Source organism: Mycobacterium sp. TH-M82 (assembly GCF_057473605.1).
In genome coordinates, this window is the sequence record NZ_JBYCKY010000644.1 from 1 (window position 1) to 17,294 (window position 17,294).

Below are 17,294 nucleotides of genomic sequence, written 5' to 3' on the forward strand. Positions count from 1 at the left end.
GTCCAGCAGCTGCCAGCCGGTGTCGCCGACCACCCGCGGCCAGAAGTAGCGCAGCTGCCGGCGCGCGGCGGCGTGGAAGGTCAGCGCCTGCACGGATTCCACCGAGGCGCCTCTCCCGCCACCCGAGTGTGTCGCGGCATCCAGCGCACGCAGCCGGGATCGCATCTCACCGGCGGCACGCTGGGTGAACGTCACCGCCAGCACCTGCCCGGCGGCGACGTGGCCGGCGGCGACCAGCGCGGCAATCCGGTGGGTGATGGTGCGGGTCTTGCCGGTTCCCGCACCGGCCAGCACGCAGACCGGGCCCCGCGGTGCCAGCACGGCCTCGCGCTGCTGGTCGTCGAGGCCGGCGATCAGCGGGTGCAGGGAATCCGCTGAGTCCGCAGTCATGGCGTCTATCTTGGCAGGGGCGGCCGACTACATTGGGAAGCCTATGACCGCGAGCGACGCGCCACTGACCATCTACACGACACGCTGGTGCGGCTACTGCCGCCGGCTCAAGATCGTGTTGGCGAAATTCGGTATCCGCTACGACGAGATCGACATCGAGGCCGAGCCGACCGCGGCGGCGTTCGTCGCGTCGGTCAACCACGGAAACCGGACCGTGCCGACGGTCCGGTTCGCCGACGGCTCGACGCTGGCCAATCCGACCGGGAGCGAGGTCAAGGCCAAACTAGCCGAGCTGGCCCAGCTCACCGGGGAACTTTAACCCAGCTTTAACCCAGGCTTAACCCAGCTCAGCCCACGACTCGATGATCACCCGGGCGATCGAGACCGCACCCGGCAACAGGAGTTTCGGCTCTGGCCCGCCGGCCCCGTCAAACCCGCCGGCCCCGCTGGTCCAGTCACCGGCGTCGAGTGCGGCGCGGACCTCGCCGCGGGTGAACCACGCCGCCTCGGCGATCTCGCCATCGCTGAACACGAAATCCTGAGCCGGGTCGCCGACGGCGTGGAAGCCGACCATCAGCGAGCGTGGAAACGGCCACGGCTGGCTGCCCAGATAGCGCACGTCATGAACGGTCAGCCCGATCTCCTCGCGGACCTCCCGGACCACGCAGGCTTCGAACGACTCCCCGGCCTCGACGAACCCGGCCAGCAGTGAAAACCACCGCGGCGGCCACTGGGTCTGGCGGGCCAGCACCGCGCGGTCGCCGCCGTCGTGGACCAGACAGATCACCGCCGGGTCGATACGCGGGAACTCCTCTTGCCCGGTGACCGGGTCGACCCGTGACCAGCCGTTGCGCGCCGGTGTGGTCGGCGTACCGTCGACGGCGGAAAATCGGGCGCGGTCGTGCCAGTTCAACAGCGCGGAGGCCGACGCCACCAGCTGCGCGCTGACGTCGTCGAACACCGGGCCCGCCCGGCGCAGGTCCACCACGCGGGCGTTGTCGGCAAAACCGCCGGGTGCGGTCAGCGGACCGCGGACCGCCCAGACCTGGCGGCCGCCTTCGATACGACCCAGCAACACCGCCTCCGGCGGTGGCGCGTCGGCCAGTTCGGCCGCGTCGGCGAGCACCACCCGGCCGTTGGCCACCAGCACCTGGTCGCGGACATCGACCCGCAGCAGCGCGGCGTGCGCCCATCCGGCGGTGGCGGCGTCGACGTCGGTGCGCACCCGGCCGGCCCGATCGACACCGACCCGGGACAAAATCGGCACCTGGCGCAGCTGAAAATCCATTAGTTGCCCGCGCCCCGCACGTAGAGCAACCGGTCGCCGGCCTCGACGGCGTCAACCTCCGGCGCGTCCACCCGCAGCAGCTGACCGTCACGGACCACACCGAGCACGATGTCGCGTAGGTGTCGCGGTGATCCGCCGACCTCTTTCTGCTCCACCTCCCGTTCGGCGATGGCGAAGCCGGCGTCCGGCGTCAGCAGGTCCTCGATCATCTCCACCACGTTGGGGGTGGTGGTTGCGACACCGAGCAGCCGACCGACGGTCTCCGCGGACACCACCACCGAGTCCGCACCCGACTGCTGCAGCAGGTGTTGATTCTCCCGCTCCCGGGTGGATGCCACGATGGTGGCTTTGGGCGCAATCTCGCGCGCGGTCAGCGTGACCAGCACCGAGGTACCGTCATCACTGGTGGCCACCACGACCGAGGCCGCACGCTCGGCGCGTGCCTGCCGCAGCACATCGGACCTGGTGGCATCGCCGTGCACCGTCACCAGCCCGGCGGCTTTGGCTTGGTCGAGCGCAGCCTGGTCGGTGTCGACGACGACGATGTCACCCGGAACGATCTCGTCACCGAGCATCGCCGCGACCGCGGTTTTGCCTTTGGTGCCGTAGCCGATGACGACGGTGTGGTTGCGCACCCTGTGCCTCCAACGTTGGGTTCGGAATGCCTGCCGGGATGTTTCGGTGAACGCCTCGAGCGTGGTACCCACCAACAGGATCAGGAACGCGACCCGCAGCGGGGTGATAACCAGAACATTGACCAGGCGCGAGAACTCGCTGACCGGGGTGATGTCGCCATACCCGGTCGTCGACAGCGTCACAGCCGAGTAGTACAGGCAGTCCAGGAACGTCAACTGCTCGCCCCGCACGTCCTGGTATCCGTCGCGATCGATGTAAACGATAAAGGTTGCGGTGAACAGCGCCGCCAGCGCGATGAGCACCCGGCGGTAAACGAGGCGGCCGGGCCCGGCCTGGCGCTGCGGCATCCGCAGCACGCCGGCGTGCGCGCCACTGGGCTGGGCGGTCAGTGTCTCGTCGAGGCCGCGCAGCGGTTGCCAGTTAGTCCTGGCCACGACGGACGGTCACCGGTCAACCTGACGCACGGACACACTCTAACCACGGCAGTCACTGGATCAACAATCCAACAGCGCGGCGAGCGCCCCGACGTCGGCCAACACATCGGGTATGACGGTGACCCCGGTGCGCACGTAGTGGAAGGCGGCGCGCACCGAGGATTCCGGGCAGCCCGCCAGCGCCGCCCACGCGAACCGGTAGACACCGAGCTGAACCGCGGCCTGACGCAGCGCCTCCCGACCGGCCGGCTGGATACCGGTCTTCCAGTCCACCACGATGAATCCCCCGTCCTCGGCGAACACCGCGTCGATGCGTCCGCGCACGACGGTGGCCGCGACGGCCATCTCGAACGGCACCTCGACCGCGACCGGCGTGCGGTCGGCCCACGGCGAGGCGAGAAATGCCGCCTGCAGTTCGCTCAACTCGGCGGCGTCGGCGAGGGCGGTGTCGGTGTCGCCGGCACCGGGCAGATCGGCGAGGTCGAACAGTCGCCCCACACCGTAGAGCCGCTGCACCCAGTCGTGAAACGCACTGCCGAGCAATGCCTGTGGGTCCGGTCGGGTGGGCAGCCGGCGGCGCAACCGATTCCGTGCGGCGGCCGGATCACGGCCCAAGTCGACCAGATCGGTTACCGAGATCTGGCTGGGCGGAGCCGGGACTGGCGACGCCACCGCCCGAACACGCTCGGCCAGCAGCGCGTCGACGTCGGTGACCCAGGGGGAATCCCGATCCACTTGTCGGGGACAGTCGGCGGCCATGTCCGCTATCGCCGCGGTGACCAGCGCAGCTCCCCGTTCGACGTCGCCGCGGCGCGCACCCAGCGGATCCACCGGCCAGGCCGCTTGTATCACGCTGTCGCGCAGCGGGTTCCGTTCTCCGTCGGCAGGGTCGGGCGCCCAGTGTTCGACGACGCCGCCGCAGGGACCGACCACAGCCGGACCAGCCGAGCCCTCGATCGCGTCTTTGAGTTCCCTCAGGAACTCAGACGGTCCGCGCGGCGTGGCACCAGTGGCGCCCCAGTGGTAGCCGGACACCAGCAGGGTGTCTTCGGCCCGGGTGACGGCGACGTAGAGCAGCCTGCGCTCCTCGTCGATGCGTCGTTGCTCCAGTTGGCTCTGATGCTCGAAAATCTTGTCGGACAGCTGTTTCCGGTTGGTTATGTCGCCAGTGTCCAGCACCGGCACGCCGTGTGCTCCCGGCGTGGCGCGGTCCGCGCGCAACAGCGGCGGCAACTCGGCGACCTCGGTGAGCCAGCTGCTTTTCGACGCGGTGGACGGGAACACCCTGGCCACCAGGTGCGGCACCGCCACCACTTGCCACTCCAGCCCCTTCGCGGCGTGCACGGTGAGCACCTGAACCCGGTCGGTGGCGACCGCAGGACCGGCTGTGGGCAGTCCATTTTCCACCAGCGCGGCCGCATCCAGGTAGGCCAGCAGCCTCGTCACCGATGCCGACGCCCCGGCCCGCTCGGCGTAGCCGACCACCAGGTCGGCGAACGCGTCCAGGTGCTCGGTACCGGCCCGGCCGACGTCCGCCGGCGAGATACCGGCCCGCACCTCGCAGTCCAGTCCGAGCACCCGGCGCAGCTCGGCGACCAGATCGGGCAGCGGGTGGTGGAGATGGGCGCGCAGGGTTCTCAGCTCGTCGGCCAACGCGACGATGCGGCGGTATCCGGCGGCCGAATAGCCGGCCGGCGACCCGGGATCGGCGATGGCGTCGGCCAAGCAGGCGCCGTCGGCGCCTGCTTCGGCCGCGATCTGCGCCGGTGACAGGGGCCGGTCCGGGCCGCGCGGCCCATCCAGATCGACGGCGCGGTGCCACAGCGCCACGAGGTCGCTCGCGCCGAGCCGCCACCGCGGGCCGGTCAATACCCGCATCGCGGCAGCGCCGGCCGCCGGGTCGGCGACCAGCCGCAGCGTCGCGATGAGGTCGGCGACCTCGGGTACGAACAACAGCCCGGCCAGTCCGACCACCTCGACCGGAATCCCTTTGTCACGAATCGCCTCGGCCATCGGTGCCGCGTCGGCGTTGCGGCGCACCAGCACCGCGGCCGTCGGCGGCGCGACACCCCCAGCCCGGGCCCGCCGGTAGCACTGCTGCAGGTGAGTGGCAACCCACTCCCGTTCTGCCTGCACGTCGGGGAGTAACGCCGCGCGCACGGTGCCCGCCGGTGCGCCGGGACGCGGACGCAGGGTGCGCACCGACCCTGCTACCGGCGCCCCTCGCGACCTCTGCCGTGCGGCCGCCGAGACGGCGTTGGCCAACTGCAGAACCCGGGGCGGGTTGCGCCAGCTGGTCCGTAACTCCAACGTCAGCGCCGGGGTTCCGTCGGAGTGCGGAAAGTCGGTGGCGAACTGCGGCAGGTTGGTCGCCGACGCACCCCGCCAGCCATAGATCGACTGGATGGGATCGCCGACCGCCGTCAGCGCCAGCCCGTCGTCGACCCCGCCGCCGAACAGCGACGACAACGCGATCCGCTGGGCATGTCCGGTGTCCTGGTACTCGTCGAGCAGCACCACCCGGTAGGTGTTCCGCAGCTCCGCACCGACCTGGCCGAACTCTGACGCCAACCGCGCGGCGGTGGCCATCTGCTGCCCGAAGTCGATCGCCTTCTCAGCCCGCATCCGCTGATGGAGCGCGTCGATGAGCGGAATCAGCTCGGCGCGTCGGGTCTGGGTGGCCAGCAACCGCAACAGCCACTGGCTCGGCCCCGAGTCACGCCCGCCGCGCCCGTCACCGGCAGGCAAGGTATGCACCAGCCGCTCCAGCTCCACGTGGGTGTCTGCCAGGGCGGCGGTGTCCACCAGGTGTTCGGTCAGCTGCCCGGCCAGCCGCAGCAGCACCGTGGTGACCGCGGCCGGGTCCTTGTCGGTGTGCAGTTCCCCCCGATACCCGTTGACCACGTCGAATGCCAGCTGCCACAGCTCGGTTTCGCTGAGCAGGCGGGTATCCGGCTCGACTCCCGACAGCAAACCGTGCTCGCGCAGCAGCGAGCCCGCGAAGGCGTGGTAGGTGCTGACCGTCGGCGCACCGGCCACAGCGGCGGTGTCTGTGCTCGGCCCGCAGCCCGGGCCGGCGCCGGCACAGCCGGGCAGTCGGGCACCGGCCAACCGGGCCAGCCGGGACCGCACGCGGCGAGCTAGCTGGCCGGCCGCCTTGCGGGTGAACGTCAATCCCAGCACCTGGCCGGGTTCGGCGTATCCGTTGGCGACCAGCCACACCACCCGCGCGGCCATCGTCTCGGTCTTGCCGGCGCCGGCGCCGGCGATGACGACCAGCGGACCCGGTGCCGCGGCGATGACCGCGGCCTGCTCGGCGGTGGGTGCGACCAAGCCGAGCAGCGATGCCAGCTCGCCCGGGTGATAACGCGGGGCCGGGTGATGGTGTTGGGCCGCCCCGATCGGCGTCACCGGCCGGCCCTTGCGGTGTGGGCGGGGCAGCCGGACCGGATCGGGCAGTGCACGCAGCCATCGTTGACCCGGGCGACGAACTGTGGTCCGGCGGTCGCGGTGGCGGCCCGCCGAATGAGGTTGCGCCAGTCATCGCGGCCTTCGGGCGTCAACGGGTCCTGCTCGCGTTCGGTGGCGCCTGCGGCGGTGGACTTGCTGGGCTTGCCGAGGTAGACGAGCCGGGCACCACCGGGCTCGGCTCCGGCGACGGACAGCCCCTCGGTGATCGCCAACTGGTACATCGCCAGCTGGGCATGTCGTTGCGCGGCGGCCTTGCTGACCGGGGTTTTGCCGGTCTTGACGTCGACGACCACCAGCCGGCCGGCCGCGTCGCGCTCGATGCGGTCGACACGTCCGCGCAGCCGGATTTCCGGGCCGTCGATGGGTGTGTCGCCGGGTGTGTCAGGTTTGACCACCACCCCGGCTACAGCGACTTCGACACCCGCCTCGGTCAGCGCGTGGCGGGTCGCTGCCCGCCATTGCACGAAGGTGTCCAGCATTGCGCGGTGGCGGGCCAGCTCGTTTGCCGCATACCAGGGCGCCTGGAACGGCAGCCGGTCCCACACCCGGTCCAGCTGCGCCGCCAACCCGGCGGCTCGGCTGGACGAGCCGTCCGACGCGGCGACCAGCGCGTGCACCAGCGAGCCGGCAACCGATCGCAGCAACCGACCGCTGTGGGGATCGGTTCCGCCGTGGCGCTCCACCAGCCAGCGCAGTGGACAGTCGACAAGGGTCTGCAGCGACGACGGCGACAGCGTGACGACCTGCCCGCTCTGCCCGCTCTGCCCCGAGCCTGCGCGCCACAGCGGCTCGTCGGTGCTGACCGGAGCCATGCCGTACCAACCGTCCGGGCCGGCACCTTGCACCCCGGCTTTGGCAAGTCGAGCTAATTGTGTCGCCGCGCAGGCACGGTCGTCGTCGTCGACGGTTCCCACCGGAGCACACACCACACCGCGCAGCCGGCCCACCACCGCCGCGGGCGACAACACCGGCGGCGCCGCCTCCGCCACGCCCCAGCTGCCAGGCTCGCCTGTGTCGCCCGAGCCGTCGGCCCACGGCGCCAACTCGAAGAAAAAGCCGGATGGAGTTTCGTCGCCGGCGCCGCCGGCTGACCCGTCGACAGCGGTCACCACCAGCCGGCGCCGGGCACGCCCCATCGCCGCGACCAGCAGCCGCCGCTCCTCGGCCAGCAACGGCGCCCGGACCGAGGCGTCGGTGCCGACCCCGTCCAGAACGTCCAGCAACCGCTGGGTCCGCAGCACACCGCCGCGCGGAGCGGTGTTGGGCCACAGCCCCTCCTGCAGTCCGGCGATGACCACCAGATCCCATTCCTGTCCGAGCGCGGCGTGTGCGCTGAGCACGCGCACCGCCTCGGCGGCCATAGTGTCCAGGACCGGCTCGACGTGCGACGCGCCCAGCCGCAGTGCCAACACATGATCGACGAACCCGCGCAGCGATACCCCGGCGGTGTGCGACACGTAGTGTTCGGCGGCGTCGAACAGCGCGGTCACCGCAGCGAGGTCCTCGTCGGCGCGGGCCCCGGCCGAGCCACCGCGCGCGCCGGCTGCCAGCCAGCGTTGCTGCAGCCCGGTTGCCTGCCACACCTTCCACAGCACGTAACGCGGATCCTGGCCGGCCCGGTCGCTGCGCGCGGCGTCGAGCACCGCCCGCACCCGGCGCAGCGGGCGGACGTGACCGGATGGCAACCGCCGGCGTTCGTCGCCGCTGAGGACCGCAACCAGCGCGTCAGCGAATTCGCGGGGTTCCTCGCAAACCGGTGGCGTCTCAGGGTCGCTGTTCGGGTTGTGGCGCATCGCACGCCGCAAGCGCCGCAACGAGACCGGGTCTACCCTGCCGATAGGTCCGGTCAGCAGCGCCAGCGCGCGTTCACCGGTCAACCCGTCGGCGGTGGCCGTCAGCACCGTCAGTAGCGCGGCCGCGGCCGGTTGCTCGGACAGCGGCCCGCCGGCGGCCGACACCGCCACCGGAATGCTGGCCGCGGCCAGCATGCCCCGCAGCCGGGCGACGGTAGGTGGTAACGACCGGACGATCACCGCCATCTGCGACCACGACACCCCGTCGATCAGGTGCGCCCGGCGCAGTGTGTCGGCGATCAGGGCGGCCTCGGCGTGGCTGGACGCAGCCAACCGCGCCGTCACCGATCCGGTGTCCGTGCCGGTCCCGTCGAGCCGTCGGGCAACGCCGGAGCCGGGAAGCCGCCCGGCGATGCCCCGGATGACCCGTGCCACCGCGGGGGCGCAGCGGTGCGACGTGGTGAGCGTCACCGACACCGGGTCGCCGCCCTGCGGGTGCCTCCAATTCGCCGTCGACAGCGCAGCAGCCTCGGCGCCGCGGAACCCGAAGACCGCCTGGTCAGGGTCGCCGGCGATGACGGTCAACCCAACACCCGCGGCCAGCACCCGCACCAGCCGGGCTGCCTGCGGGTCGAGTTGCTGCGCGTCGTCGACCAGTAGCAGCCGCAGGCGGGCGCGTTCGGCGTTCATCAGCTCCGGATCGGCTGCGAAGGCATCCAGCGCGGCACCGATCAGTTCAGCGGCTCCCAACGCCGGCACGGTGGCCTGCGGCGCCGCCGTGCCCACGGCCGCGCGCAACAGCATGACCTGCTCGTACTGCCGGGCGAACCGGCCCGCCGCCGCCCATTCGGGGTGACCGTAGCGCTGACCCAGCCGCACCAGCTGTGCCGGGTCCGTGCCACGCTCGGCGCACCGGGCCAGCAGGTCGCGCAGCTCGGTGGCGAAACCGGCGGTGCCCAGCGCCGGACGAAGCGATTCCGGCCAGGCGTCTGCCGCATCACCGGCGAGCAACTCGCCAACGATGCTGTCCTGCTCGGCGCCGGTGACCAGCCGCGGCGGCGGATCACCGGCACGCTGCGCGGCCAGCCGCAACACCGCGAACGCGTACGCGTGCACGGTCTGCACCAGCGGCTGACGGGCCACCGGCGGCAGCCCGCTGCGTTTCCGGCGGCCGGCCAACAGCGTGGTGGTCAGCGCGCTGCGGGCGCGGATCGGTATGCGGCCTGCGCCGGTCAACAGCAGGATGGATTCCGGATCGACTCCCGAGGCGATGTGGGCGGCGGCCGAGTCGATCAGCAGGCTGGTCTTGCCGGTGCCCGGCCCGCCCAGCACCGGCACCAGGCCGCGCGATGCGGGATCGAGTGCGGTTCGGGCTGCCGAGTCCCAGTGGTGGCTCATAGGGGTATGACACCACCGGGGTCCGACAAGCCGGTGAAACCGGCAGCGAGCGATGGGGTTGCTCCGGACCTAACGGCTCGGGCGCCAACGTACCGGTCCCGCCCACAGCGGAGGCTCGCCGCGGACGGAACGCGCATGGGTGACGGTTATGTGCGCCGCAGCGACGCCTTTCCGGTCTTTACCGTCTTTGCGGTCTTTGCCGACGGCTTCGACGGTCCGGTCATACTCGGCCCGGCGGCGGCGATCACGCAACAGCTCGTAGGCTGCAAGGATCTGCGCCAGTTGTTCGTCGGCATCCGAATTCGATGCATCCGAGCGGGTGTCCGGATGGTAGGCGCGCAACTGGCGTCGGTAGGCGCGGGTGATCTCATCCGTCGTCGCGGAGTGCGAGATACCGAGTGTCGCATACGGATCAGTCCTCATCCGACACCGGCGATTTCACGTCCGAGTCTGTTGGTCTGCCCGGCACGCTCAGGCGTCGATCGGTTGGCGCTTACCGTCGTGGGTGACCGCGATCCGGCGAGGCTTGGCCTGTTCGGCCACCGGAATCGTGAGACGCAGAACGCCATCGTGGTAGCCGGCCTCGATCTTGTCGGTGTCGAGATTCTCGCCGAGAAACAGTTGCCGGCTGAACACGCCGCGCGGGCGTTCGGCCGACACCGTCTCCAGACCCGGATCGAGGTCCGCGCGTTCGGCGCGGACGGTCAGCACGTTGCGCTCGACATCGAGATTGATCGAGTCGGCCTGCACACCGGGTAGATCGAACTCGACGACGAACTGTTCACCGTCTCGCCAGGCATCCATCGGCATGACCGCGGGCCGAGCCGCCGTACCCAGCATGTGTTGGGTCAAACGGTCGAGTTCGCGGAACGGATCTGTGCGCATCAGCATCATGGCTCACCTCCTGATCGCGTCACGTGATCGTCGCGTCACGTGATCTATGTAGAATGTCGCAAGTATTATATGGCATCACTGGTATATTGTGTCAAAAAGTTTTTGCAGGTTCCTGACTGGACTGGGGGATGGAGCAGCGTTTGAGCCCGGGATTGACATCGCGGTCCACACGTGGCGTCTACGGCATCTCGGTGGCGTCCGAACTCTCCGGCATCGCCGCCCAGACATTGCGGCACTACGAGCGGCGGGGGTTGGTAACCCCGATCCGTACCGAAGGGGGCACCCGCCGCTACAGCGACGATGACCTGGAGCGCCTCAAACGGATCAGCGAACTCGTCGGGAAGGGTGTGAACTTGGCCGGCATCGGCCACATCCTCGATCTGGAGAGCAGAAACACACAGCTGGAGACGCACAACACCCGGCTGCAGTCCGCCAACGCGCAATTGAAAGCCGATCAGCGAGCACCGGAACGCCACACACGTGGCCGATGAACTTCACGTGCACCGCTACGGACCCGCCGGCCCGCTACGGGTGCTGGCGATTCACGGTCTGACCGGTCACGGGCAGCGCTGGCGACCGCTGGCCCGCCACCACCTGCCAGACCTCGCGGTGGCCGCACCCGATCTGCTCGGCCATGGCCGGTCGTCGTGGGCAGCGCCGTGGACCATCGACGCCAATGTCGGAGCGTTGGCTGCGCTCCTCGATGAGCAGGCCAATGAGGCAAAAGCGCCGGTGCTGGCCATCGGACACTCGTTCGGCGGCGCGGTCGCACTGCAACTGGCCGCTGCCCGACCGGATCTGGTCAGCTCCCTGGTGCTGCTCGACCCGGCGGTCGGGCTGGACGGATCCCTGATGGCCGATATCGCCGAAGCGATGCTGGCCGCACCGGACTACCCAGACCGTGCCGAGGCTCGCGCCGAGAAGGCCACCGGCGCGTGGGCTGACGTGGACCCTGTGCTGCTGGACGCCGAACTCGACGAGCACCTGATCGCGGCGCCGGGCGGACGCCACCGCTGGCGGATCAGCCTGCCCGCGATGATGTCCTACTGGAGTGAACTGGCCCGCGACGTCGTGCTGCCACCCGCCGGTATCCCCACCACCCTGATCCGGGCGACGTGCACTTCACTTTCCTATGTCCGCGACGATCTCATCACCGCGCTGCACACGCGGCTGGGAAGCGAGTTCGAGTTGATCGACCTCGCGTGCGAGCACATGGTGGCACAGGCCAGGCCCGCCGAGGTGGCCGCGGTGATCCGCGACCGACTGGTGATGCGCTGACACATGGCCCCGGTGACCGACGCGCAGGTCGAACGGGTACGCGCACTGATCAGCGCTATCCCCGCGGGCCGGGTCGCCACGTACGGCGACATCGCGACCGTCGCAGGGCTTTCCAGCCCGCGCACGGTCGGTTGGATTCTGCGGACTGACGGCTCGGACCTACCCTGGCATCGGGTGATCAGGGCCTCCGGGAGACCGGTACCGCATCTGCGGACCGAACAACTGGAACTGCTCCGTGCCGAGGGGGTCCTGGCCGTCGACGGCCGGGTGGATCTATGTGTGGTGCGCCATCGGTTTGCAAAGCCCAACCGCTACAGCGCCAGCCGAACCAGGGCGGCGGAGCGGGCCAGACCCGGAAACGCCTCGGCGGTCGAGCGGGGATGAAGGGCATGAACCGCCAGCCGGAACATCAACGCGCGCAACAGCATCTGCGGCCATTCCGGCAGCGTTTCCCAACGTTCGACCAGCCCGTCGTCGGCGTCACCCCACGACAGTGCGTCCACCACCACCACGCCGGCGGCCCAGGACGCGGGTCGCCAGTACGGTGTGATGTCGGTGATGCCCGGCGCGGCGGCGCCGAGGAAAAGCACCGTACCGTACAGGTCCCCGTGCACCACCTGATTGGGACTCCTCGTCGCCCTGCGCAGCGCGGCGAGCTGGTTGATCAGGTCGACCGACCGTTGCCCGTCCACCGACCCCGGGGCGACCTGGGCACCCGGCTGCAGCGAGGCGAACGGCCGCTCCTCCCACGCGGCGCGGTCAGCGGCGATAAAGACGTCGACATCGGCCCACGGTGCCACTGGCGCCTGGGTGAGAAACCGCGGTCGTTCCAGCTTCGAAGTGGCCTCGTGCAGCCGAACAGCGGCCGACACCACCTCGTCGTAGCGGGGCTCCGGGGTGCCGGCGACGAAGGTGTCCGCCCGCCATCCGGAAACCACATACCTCCCGTCGGTGGAGCGCACCGGGCGAGCCAGCCGAATGCCGTCGACGAACAGCGTCTCGCGCACCTTGGCCGACCAGGCGGCCCGCGCGTGATCGGCCACCATCGACAGCACCACTTCGCCGCACTTCCAGCCGGCACCCAGCGGTGTGGGATGTGCGTCGCGTAAACCGAACGCCGTCAACACGTGTTCGGGCGGCGCCTCGGCAGTCACACCGTCAGCGTACGATGCGCACCACGCAAAAACCGGTTAGTGCATCGTTAGTACATCAGCATGTCGGGCTGCATCTGCTTGGCCCACGCCACAATTCCGCCGTGCAGGTGAACAGCGTCGGAGAAGCCGGCCTTCTTCAGCACCGCCAGCGCCTCGGCTGATCGCACGCCGGTCTTGCAGTACAGCACCGACATCGCATCCTGCGGCAACTCGGCCAGGCCCTCACCGGAGTCGATCGACGACTTCGGGATCAGCTGGGCGCCATCGATGCGGTTGATGTCCCATTCGACCGGTTCACGCACATCGATCAGGGCCACCCGCTGGCCAGAGCTCAGCAGCTCTCGCAGTTCCGCCGGCGTGATGGTGGAATCCGCGACCACTTGAGCGACGTCGTCGGACATCACCCCACAGAACTCGTCGTAGTCGATCAGCTCGGTGATTTTCGGGGTGGCCGGGTCCTTGTGAATCGTGACCGTGCGGTATCTCATCTCCAGCGCGTCGTAGACCAGCAACCGGCCCAGCAGCGGTTCGCCGATCCCGATGATCAGTTTGATCGCCTCGGTGCCCATCACCGATCCGATGGAAGCGCACAGGATGCCCAGCACCCCACCCTCGGCGCAGGACGGCACCATGCCCGGTGGCGGCGGTTCGGGGTACAGGTCCCGGTAGTTCAGCCCGCGCCCGTCGGGCGCCTCCTCCCAGAACACCGAGGCCTGACCCTCGAAGCGGTAGATCGAGCCCCACACGTAAGGCTTGTGCGCCACCACCGCCGCGTCGTTGACCAGGTAGCGGGTGGCGAAGTTGTCGGTACCGTCCAGAATCAGGTCGTAGTCGCTGAACAGCTGGACCGCATTCGACGCCGTCAGCTGTAGCTCGTGCGGCCGCACCTGCACCAGCGGGTTGATCTCGGCGATCGAATCGCGCGCGCTGGACACCTTGGACCGGCCGACATCCGATACCCCGTGGATGATCTGGCGCTGCAGGTTGGACTCGTCGACCACATCGAAGTCGACGATGCCGATGGTGCCGACCCCGGCCGCGGCCAGGTACATCAGCGCCGGCGCCCCCAGCCCGCCCGCGCCGATCACCAGCACCCGGGCGTTCTTCAGCCGCTTCTGACCGTCGACACCCACATCGGGAATGATGAGGTGCCGGCTGTAGCGTGCGACTTCATCCCTGGTCAGCTCGGCTGCCGGTGCCACCAGGGGCGGCAGGGGCAACTGGGGCAACAGGGGCATGGGTCCCGACACCGGCTATCTCCTCCAAAAAATCATCTGCCATAACCATCACAGCAGCTGCTGAGATCAACGGCAAACAGCCGAGAGTACTTCCCGGCTTCCCGGCTTCCGGTGAGTCCGGATTACGGGATGGGGTACGGCCACGGATTGAAGCGGCAGGTCTTGCCGTCGGGTTTGACCCACTCCGGGTCGAAAGCCGAGGCGTCGCCGTTGGAGGTGCCGAAGGTCTGCTGCATCATCACCGGTGCCAGACCGTCCTGCTTGTCGCAGGGTTCGTGGTGTTCATAACCGATGGCGTGACCGACCTCGTGGTTGATCAGGTACTGCCGGTAGGAGCCCACGTCGCCCTGGAACGGCACCGCACCGCGGACCCACCGGGCCTCGTTGATGAACACCCGCGGCTGCGCATCCGGCCCGTAGGCCGGGTTGTAGCAGGACGCTTCCAGCGGAATCTCATAGCCGCAGCCGGCACGGACCGTCATCGGCGAGGACAGCGAGATACGAAAGTCGGGGCTCTCCCCGCTGGCCGCATCGATCCGCACGAACGCGATCTGCGGATTATGCGTCCACCCCTTGGGATTGCTCAGTGTCTGATCGACCATTCGGGCGAACGCCTCGTCACCGCCGAACGCCGCGGTGTCGATACCGGTTTCGACCTCCACGGTGTAGGCGAACACCTTCACGGTGCCCTGGCCGACCTTGGGCTCAGTGCCCGGGACGACGTACCAGGTGTCCGCACCGGCCTCGGTGAACGGACCGCCGCCGGGCAGCATCCCGGTGGGCAGGTTGATGTCGAACTCGGTCAGGCCGCGCGGCGGCGCACCGATGATCGCCGTGCCCGCCGACCCGATCGTCGGCGGGCCCTGAACCGCCTCCTCGGAGACGGGGGCGGACACTCCGGTTCCGGTCACCGTCTGATACACCACGACACCGGTGAGCACCACCAACACCGGTATCGCATACGCACGCCAGCCGTAGGTGGACACGAACCGGCCCAGCCAGGTCTGCTTGCGCAAGCGCCGGTGGGTGTCGCGATCAGCCCGGGCTCGGCCGGTGCCGGCGGCGAGGGGGTCGCGCTGAGCGCGCAGCGGCTCTCGCCACTGATCGCGAACTGCGAGCGCTCGACCGGTTCCGTCGATCCCCGGGTGATAGGTCACCGCCCCAGAATGGCACAACCGCCGCCGGCGGCGGTTCTCCGGCACGCGTGGAGAACCCGGGAGACACCAGTCAGGCCATTTCAACCATCGACTACGGCGGCGACTGTGGGCGCCGCTTCCAAGGCGGCGGGAGCCCCGGGTAGTAGGGTCGTTTTGACGCAGCGAACGTGGGCGGAGCGGTTGCAGCGACCACCCGCCGCCCCGGGGAAACCAGATTGAGGACTTGATGAGCGAACCGGCCGACACGGTCGAACCCCGACTGGCTAGCCGCGCCGAACCGCCCACGCGTGGCCGAACCAGCACCCATGCGCCGGCGGGCACCAACCGCCGGGGCAGCCGGTTGCCCCGCGACGAGCGTCGCGGCCAACTGCTGATCGCGGCTAGCGAGGTTTTCGTCGACCGCGGCTACCACGCGGCCGGGATGGACGAGATCGCCTACTGCGCCGGGGTCAGCAAACCGATTCTGTATCAACACTTCTCGTCGAAGCTAGAGTTATACCTGGCGGTGCTGGACCAGCACGTGGAGAAGTTGGTCTCCGGCGTACGACAGGCGTTGGGCACCACTACCGACAACCGGCAGCGGCTGCGGGCGGCGGTTCAGGCGTTCTTCGACTTCATCGACCACGACGGCCAGGGCTACCGGCTGATTTTCGAGAACGACAATGTCGTCGAGCCGCAAGTGGCGGCCCAGGTGCGGGTGGCCACCGAGTCGTGCATCGACGCCGTGTTCGACCTGATCAGCCACGACTCCGGGCTCGACCCGCACCGTGCCCGGATGATCGCAGTGGGCCTGGTGGGCGTCAGCGTCGACTGTGCCAGGTATTGGCTGGGCACCGACCGCCCCGTTTCCAAGGACGACGCCGTCGAAGGCACCGTGCAGTTCGCCTGGGGCGGGCTGTCGCACGTGCCGCTCAGCCGGTAGCCCCGAAGCCCACCCGGCGGGAGTCGGCGACCCCGATCTCAACGTAGGCGATCTTGGCGGTCTGCACCAGGAAGCGGCGGCCCTTTTCGTCAGCGAGAGCGAGCACCCCCGGGCCCTCCGGGCCCGCTGAGGCCTTACCCAACGCTTTGGTAACCAGTTCCTCGACCTCATCGGGTGTCTGCGCGCTGGCGAAGACCAGCTCGCGTGCGCTGTCGGTGACCCCGATCTTGACCTCCACACTGGCCCCTTTCGGTTATAGGCGTCTTGGAGACGGCCGCAGCATGCAGGCTAGTGGACAACCCGATCACTTGTCCGCACCGGTCGCCGCCGCGGGCGGTGGCAACGGCAACAACGATGCGGTAACGCGCCCGCGCGCCGGCCCGGCCAGGAAGAACCGGACCGATACCGTCAGCGTGGTGAGCCATCTGGTCACCCGCGGCCGGTACCGCCCGAATGAGCCGGTCGACTACGAGGACTATCCGGGTCGTGGTAGTGAAGGTGTCGACTACCCGGCCGACGACCCACACGACGACGATTACCTGCCAGAAGCCGGCCGTCGCCGGCACCCGGCGGCTGTCATCGCCGCCGTCGTGTTGGTGGCTGCCGGCATCGGCACCGCCGTCATTCTCAACAGCGACAGCAGCGGGTCGCAGGCGACGGTGCGCCCCGTGGGACCTGCCGGACGGGGGCCGACGGTCACGGCCCTCCCGGACCCGACCACTTCCACCGCCACCGCTCGGCCGCCATCGGAGTCACTGCCCCCTAAACCCCGGGAAACCAACACCACACCGACCGCGATCCGGCCCACTCCGACGCCGTCGGTGGCCGCTGTACCGCCGTCGCTGAATCCACGCACCGTCCGCTATGCGGTCACCGGCACCAAGCAGCTTTTCGACCTGGTCACCATCATCTACACCGACGCGCAGGGGATGCCCCGCACCGACTTCAACGTTGCGCTGCCGTGGACCAGAACGGTCGTGTTGAACCCGGGCGTGCAGCTCAAGTCCGTGATCGCGACCAGCCTGTCCGGCCGGCTCGGCTGTGCGATCACCAACGCTGAGGGCCAGGTCATCGTCGCGTCGGCCAACAACACGTTCATCGCGACCTGCGCGCGGTAGACACGGTTCACCCGCGCAGGGTTAGCACGATCAAGCCAGGCCCAGTTCCCGCATCCGTTCGTCGTGGGTGTGCTGTAGCCGGTCGAAGAACCCGGCCAGGTGGGTCAGGCCGTCGGGCCCGGA

At 69.4% G+C, this 17,294-nt stretch carries 16 protein-coding genes and 2 pseudogenes; 6 read left to right on the forward strand and 12 right to left on the reverse strand.

Going from position 1 to position 17,294, the window contains the following annotated elements; translation table 11 throughout:
- A partial coding sequence (locus tag AC2VON_RS18950) for a UvrD-helicase domain-containing protein (protein WP_486954327.1) occupies positions 1 to 390 on the reverse strand: 390 nt, incomplete at its 3' end.
- Positions 391 to 433: 43 nt separating this feature from the next.
- On the opposite strand from AC2VON_RS18950, the gene AC2VON_RS18955 reads away from it, so the two are divergent.
- Positions 434 to 709: a mycoredoxin gene (locus AC2VON_RS18955; protein WP_486954328.1), complete on the forward strand. Its 276-nt coding sequence runs from the start codon at positions 434 to 436 to the stop codon at positions 707 to 709.
- Positions 710 to 727: 18 nt separating this feature from the next.
- Here AC2VON_RS18955 and nudC read toward each other — a convergent pair whose 3' ends face one another.
- The 6 genes from nudC to AC2VON_RS18985 all read right to left on the reverse strand — a co-directional run bounded on the left by nudC (position 728) and on the right by AC2VON_RS18985 (position 10,304).
- The gene (nudC, locus tag AC2VON_RS18960; RefSeq protein ID WP_486954329.1) at positions 728 to 1,678 is read right to left on the reverse strand and encodes an NAD(+) diphosphatase; all 951 of its coding nucleotides are present in this window, start codon (positions 1,676 to 1,678) and stop codon (positions 728 to 730) included.
- Positions 1,678 to 2,748 carry a potassium channel family protein gene (locus AC2VON_RS18965; RefSeq protein ID WP_486954330.1) on the reverse strand — a complete coding sequence of 357 codons (1,071 nt, stop codon included), beginning with the start codon at positions 2,746 to 2,748 and terminating at the stop codon, positions 1,678 to 1,680. Before AC2VON_RS18965 ends, nudC begins: the two co-directional genes overlap by 1 nt.
- Positions 2,749 to 2,808: 60 nt before the next feature.
- Positions 2,809 to 6,159, reverse strand: coding sequence for an ATP-dependent helicase (locus AC2VON_RS18970; protein ID WP_486954331.1), 3,351 nt, complete (start codon positions 6,157 to 6,159; stop codon positions 2,809 to 2,811).
- Entirely contained in the window at positions 6,156 to 9,410 is a 3,255-nt protein-coding gene (locus AC2VON_RS18975; RefSeq protein WP_486954332.1) for an ATP-dependent helicase, read from the reverse strand. Before AC2VON_RS18975 ends, AC2VON_RS18970 begins: the two co-directional genes overlap by 4 nt.
- A 69-nt stretch (positions 9,411 to 9,479) precedes the next feature.
- A complete protein-coding gene (locus tag AC2VON_RS18980) occupies positions 9,480 to 9,833 on the reverse strand; it encodes a J domain-containing protein (RefSeq protein ID WP_486954333.1) in 354 nt (117 codons plus the stop codon).
- Positions 9,834 to 9,881: 48 nt separating this feature from the next.
- Entirely contained in the window at positions 9,882 to 10,304 is a 423-nt protein-coding gene (locus AC2VON_RS18985; protein WP_486954334.1) for an Hsp20/alpha crystallin family protein, read from the reverse strand.
- Between the two features lie 140 nt (positions 10,305 to 10,444).
- Between AC2VON_RS18985 and AC2VON_RS18990 the strand changes: the two genes are divergently transcribed.
- The 3 genes and pseudogenes from AC2VON_RS18990 to AC2VON_RS19000 all read left to right on the forward strand — a co-directional run.
- Positions 10,445 to 10,795, forward strand: coding sequence for a MerR family transcriptional regulator (locus AC2VON_RS18990; RefSeq protein ID WP_486954335.1), 351 nt, complete (start codon positions 10,445 to 10,447; stop codon positions 10,793 to 10,795).
- Positions 10,785 to 11,582: an alpha/beta fold hydrolase gene (locus AC2VON_RS18995; RefSeq protein WP_486954336.1), complete on the forward strand. Its 798-nt coding sequence runs from the start codon at positions 10,785 to 10,787 to the stop codon at positions 11,580 to 11,582. Before AC2VON_RS18990 ends, AC2VON_RS18995 begins: the two co-directional genes overlap by 11 nt.
- 3 nt (positions 11,583 to 11,585) lie before the next feature.
- Positions 11,586 to 11,879 (forward strand): annotated as a pseudogene (locus AC2VON_RS19000) (MGMT family protein); the annotation flags it as partial.
- A 14-nt stretch (positions 11,880 to 11,893) separates the two neighbouring features.
- On the opposite strand, the gene AC2VON_RS19005 reads toward AC2VON_RS19000, so the two are convergent.
- The 3 genes from AC2VON_RS19005 to AC2VON_RS19015 all read right to left on the reverse strand — a co-directional run bounded on the left by AC2VON_RS19005 (position 11,894) and on the right by AC2VON_RS19015 (position 15,131).
- Positions 11,894 to 12,736, reverse strand: coding sequence for a TIGR02569 family protein (locus tag AC2VON_RS19005; protein WP_486954337.1), 843 nt, complete (start codon positions 12,734 to 12,736; stop codon positions 11,894 to 11,896).
- A gap of 47 nt (positions 12,737 to 12,783) precedes the next feature.
- On the reverse strand, positions 12,784 to 13,974 hold the full coding sequence (gene moeZ, locus AC2VON_RS19010) for an adenylyltransferase/sulfurtransferase MoeZ (RefSeq protein ID WP_486954342.1): 1,191 nt from the start codon (positions 13,972 to 13,974) through the stop codon (positions 12,784 to 12,786).
- A gap of 122 nt (positions 13,975 to 14,096) precedes the next feature.
- Entirely contained in the window at positions 14,097 to 15,131 is a 1,035-nt protein-coding gene (locus tag AC2VON_RS19015) for a DUF3152 domain-containing protein (RefSeq protein WP_486954338.1), read from the reverse strand.
- Positions 15,132 to 15,357: 226 nt separating this feature from the next.
- Between AC2VON_RS19015 and fasR the strand changes: the two genes are divergently transcribed.
- The gene (gene fasR, locus AC2VON_RS19020) at positions 15,358 to 16,053 is read left to right on the forward strand and encodes an HTH-type transcriptional activator FasR (protein WP_486954339.1); all 696 of its coding nucleotides are present in this window, start codon (positions 15,358 to 15,360) and stop codon (positions 16,051 to 16,053) included.
- Here the strand turns inward: fasR and AC2VON_RS19025 are convergent.
- Positions 16,043 to 16,291, reverse strand: coding sequence for a DUF3107 domain-containing protein (locus AC2VON_RS19025; protein ID WP_486954340.1), 249 nt, complete (start codon positions 16,289 to 16,291; stop codon positions 16,043 to 16,045). The genes fasR and AC2VON_RS19025 overlap by 11 nt on opposite strands.
- 43 nt (positions 16,292 to 16,334) lie before the next feature.
- Between AC2VON_RS19025 and AC2VON_RS19030 the strand changes: the two genes are divergently transcribed.
- On the forward strand, positions 16,335 to 17,171 hold the full coding sequence (locus AC2VON_RS19030) for an MmpS family transport accessory protein (protein ID WP_486954341.1): 837 nt from the start codon (positions 16,335 to 16,337) through the stop codon (positions 17,169 to 17,171).
- Between the two features lie 30 nt (positions 17,172 to 17,201).
- Here AC2VON_RS19030 and AC2VON_RS19035 read toward each other — a convergent pair.
- Positions 17,202 to 17,294: pseudogene (locus tag AC2VON_RS19035) on the reverse strand (ferritin-like fold-containing protein); the annotation flags it as partial.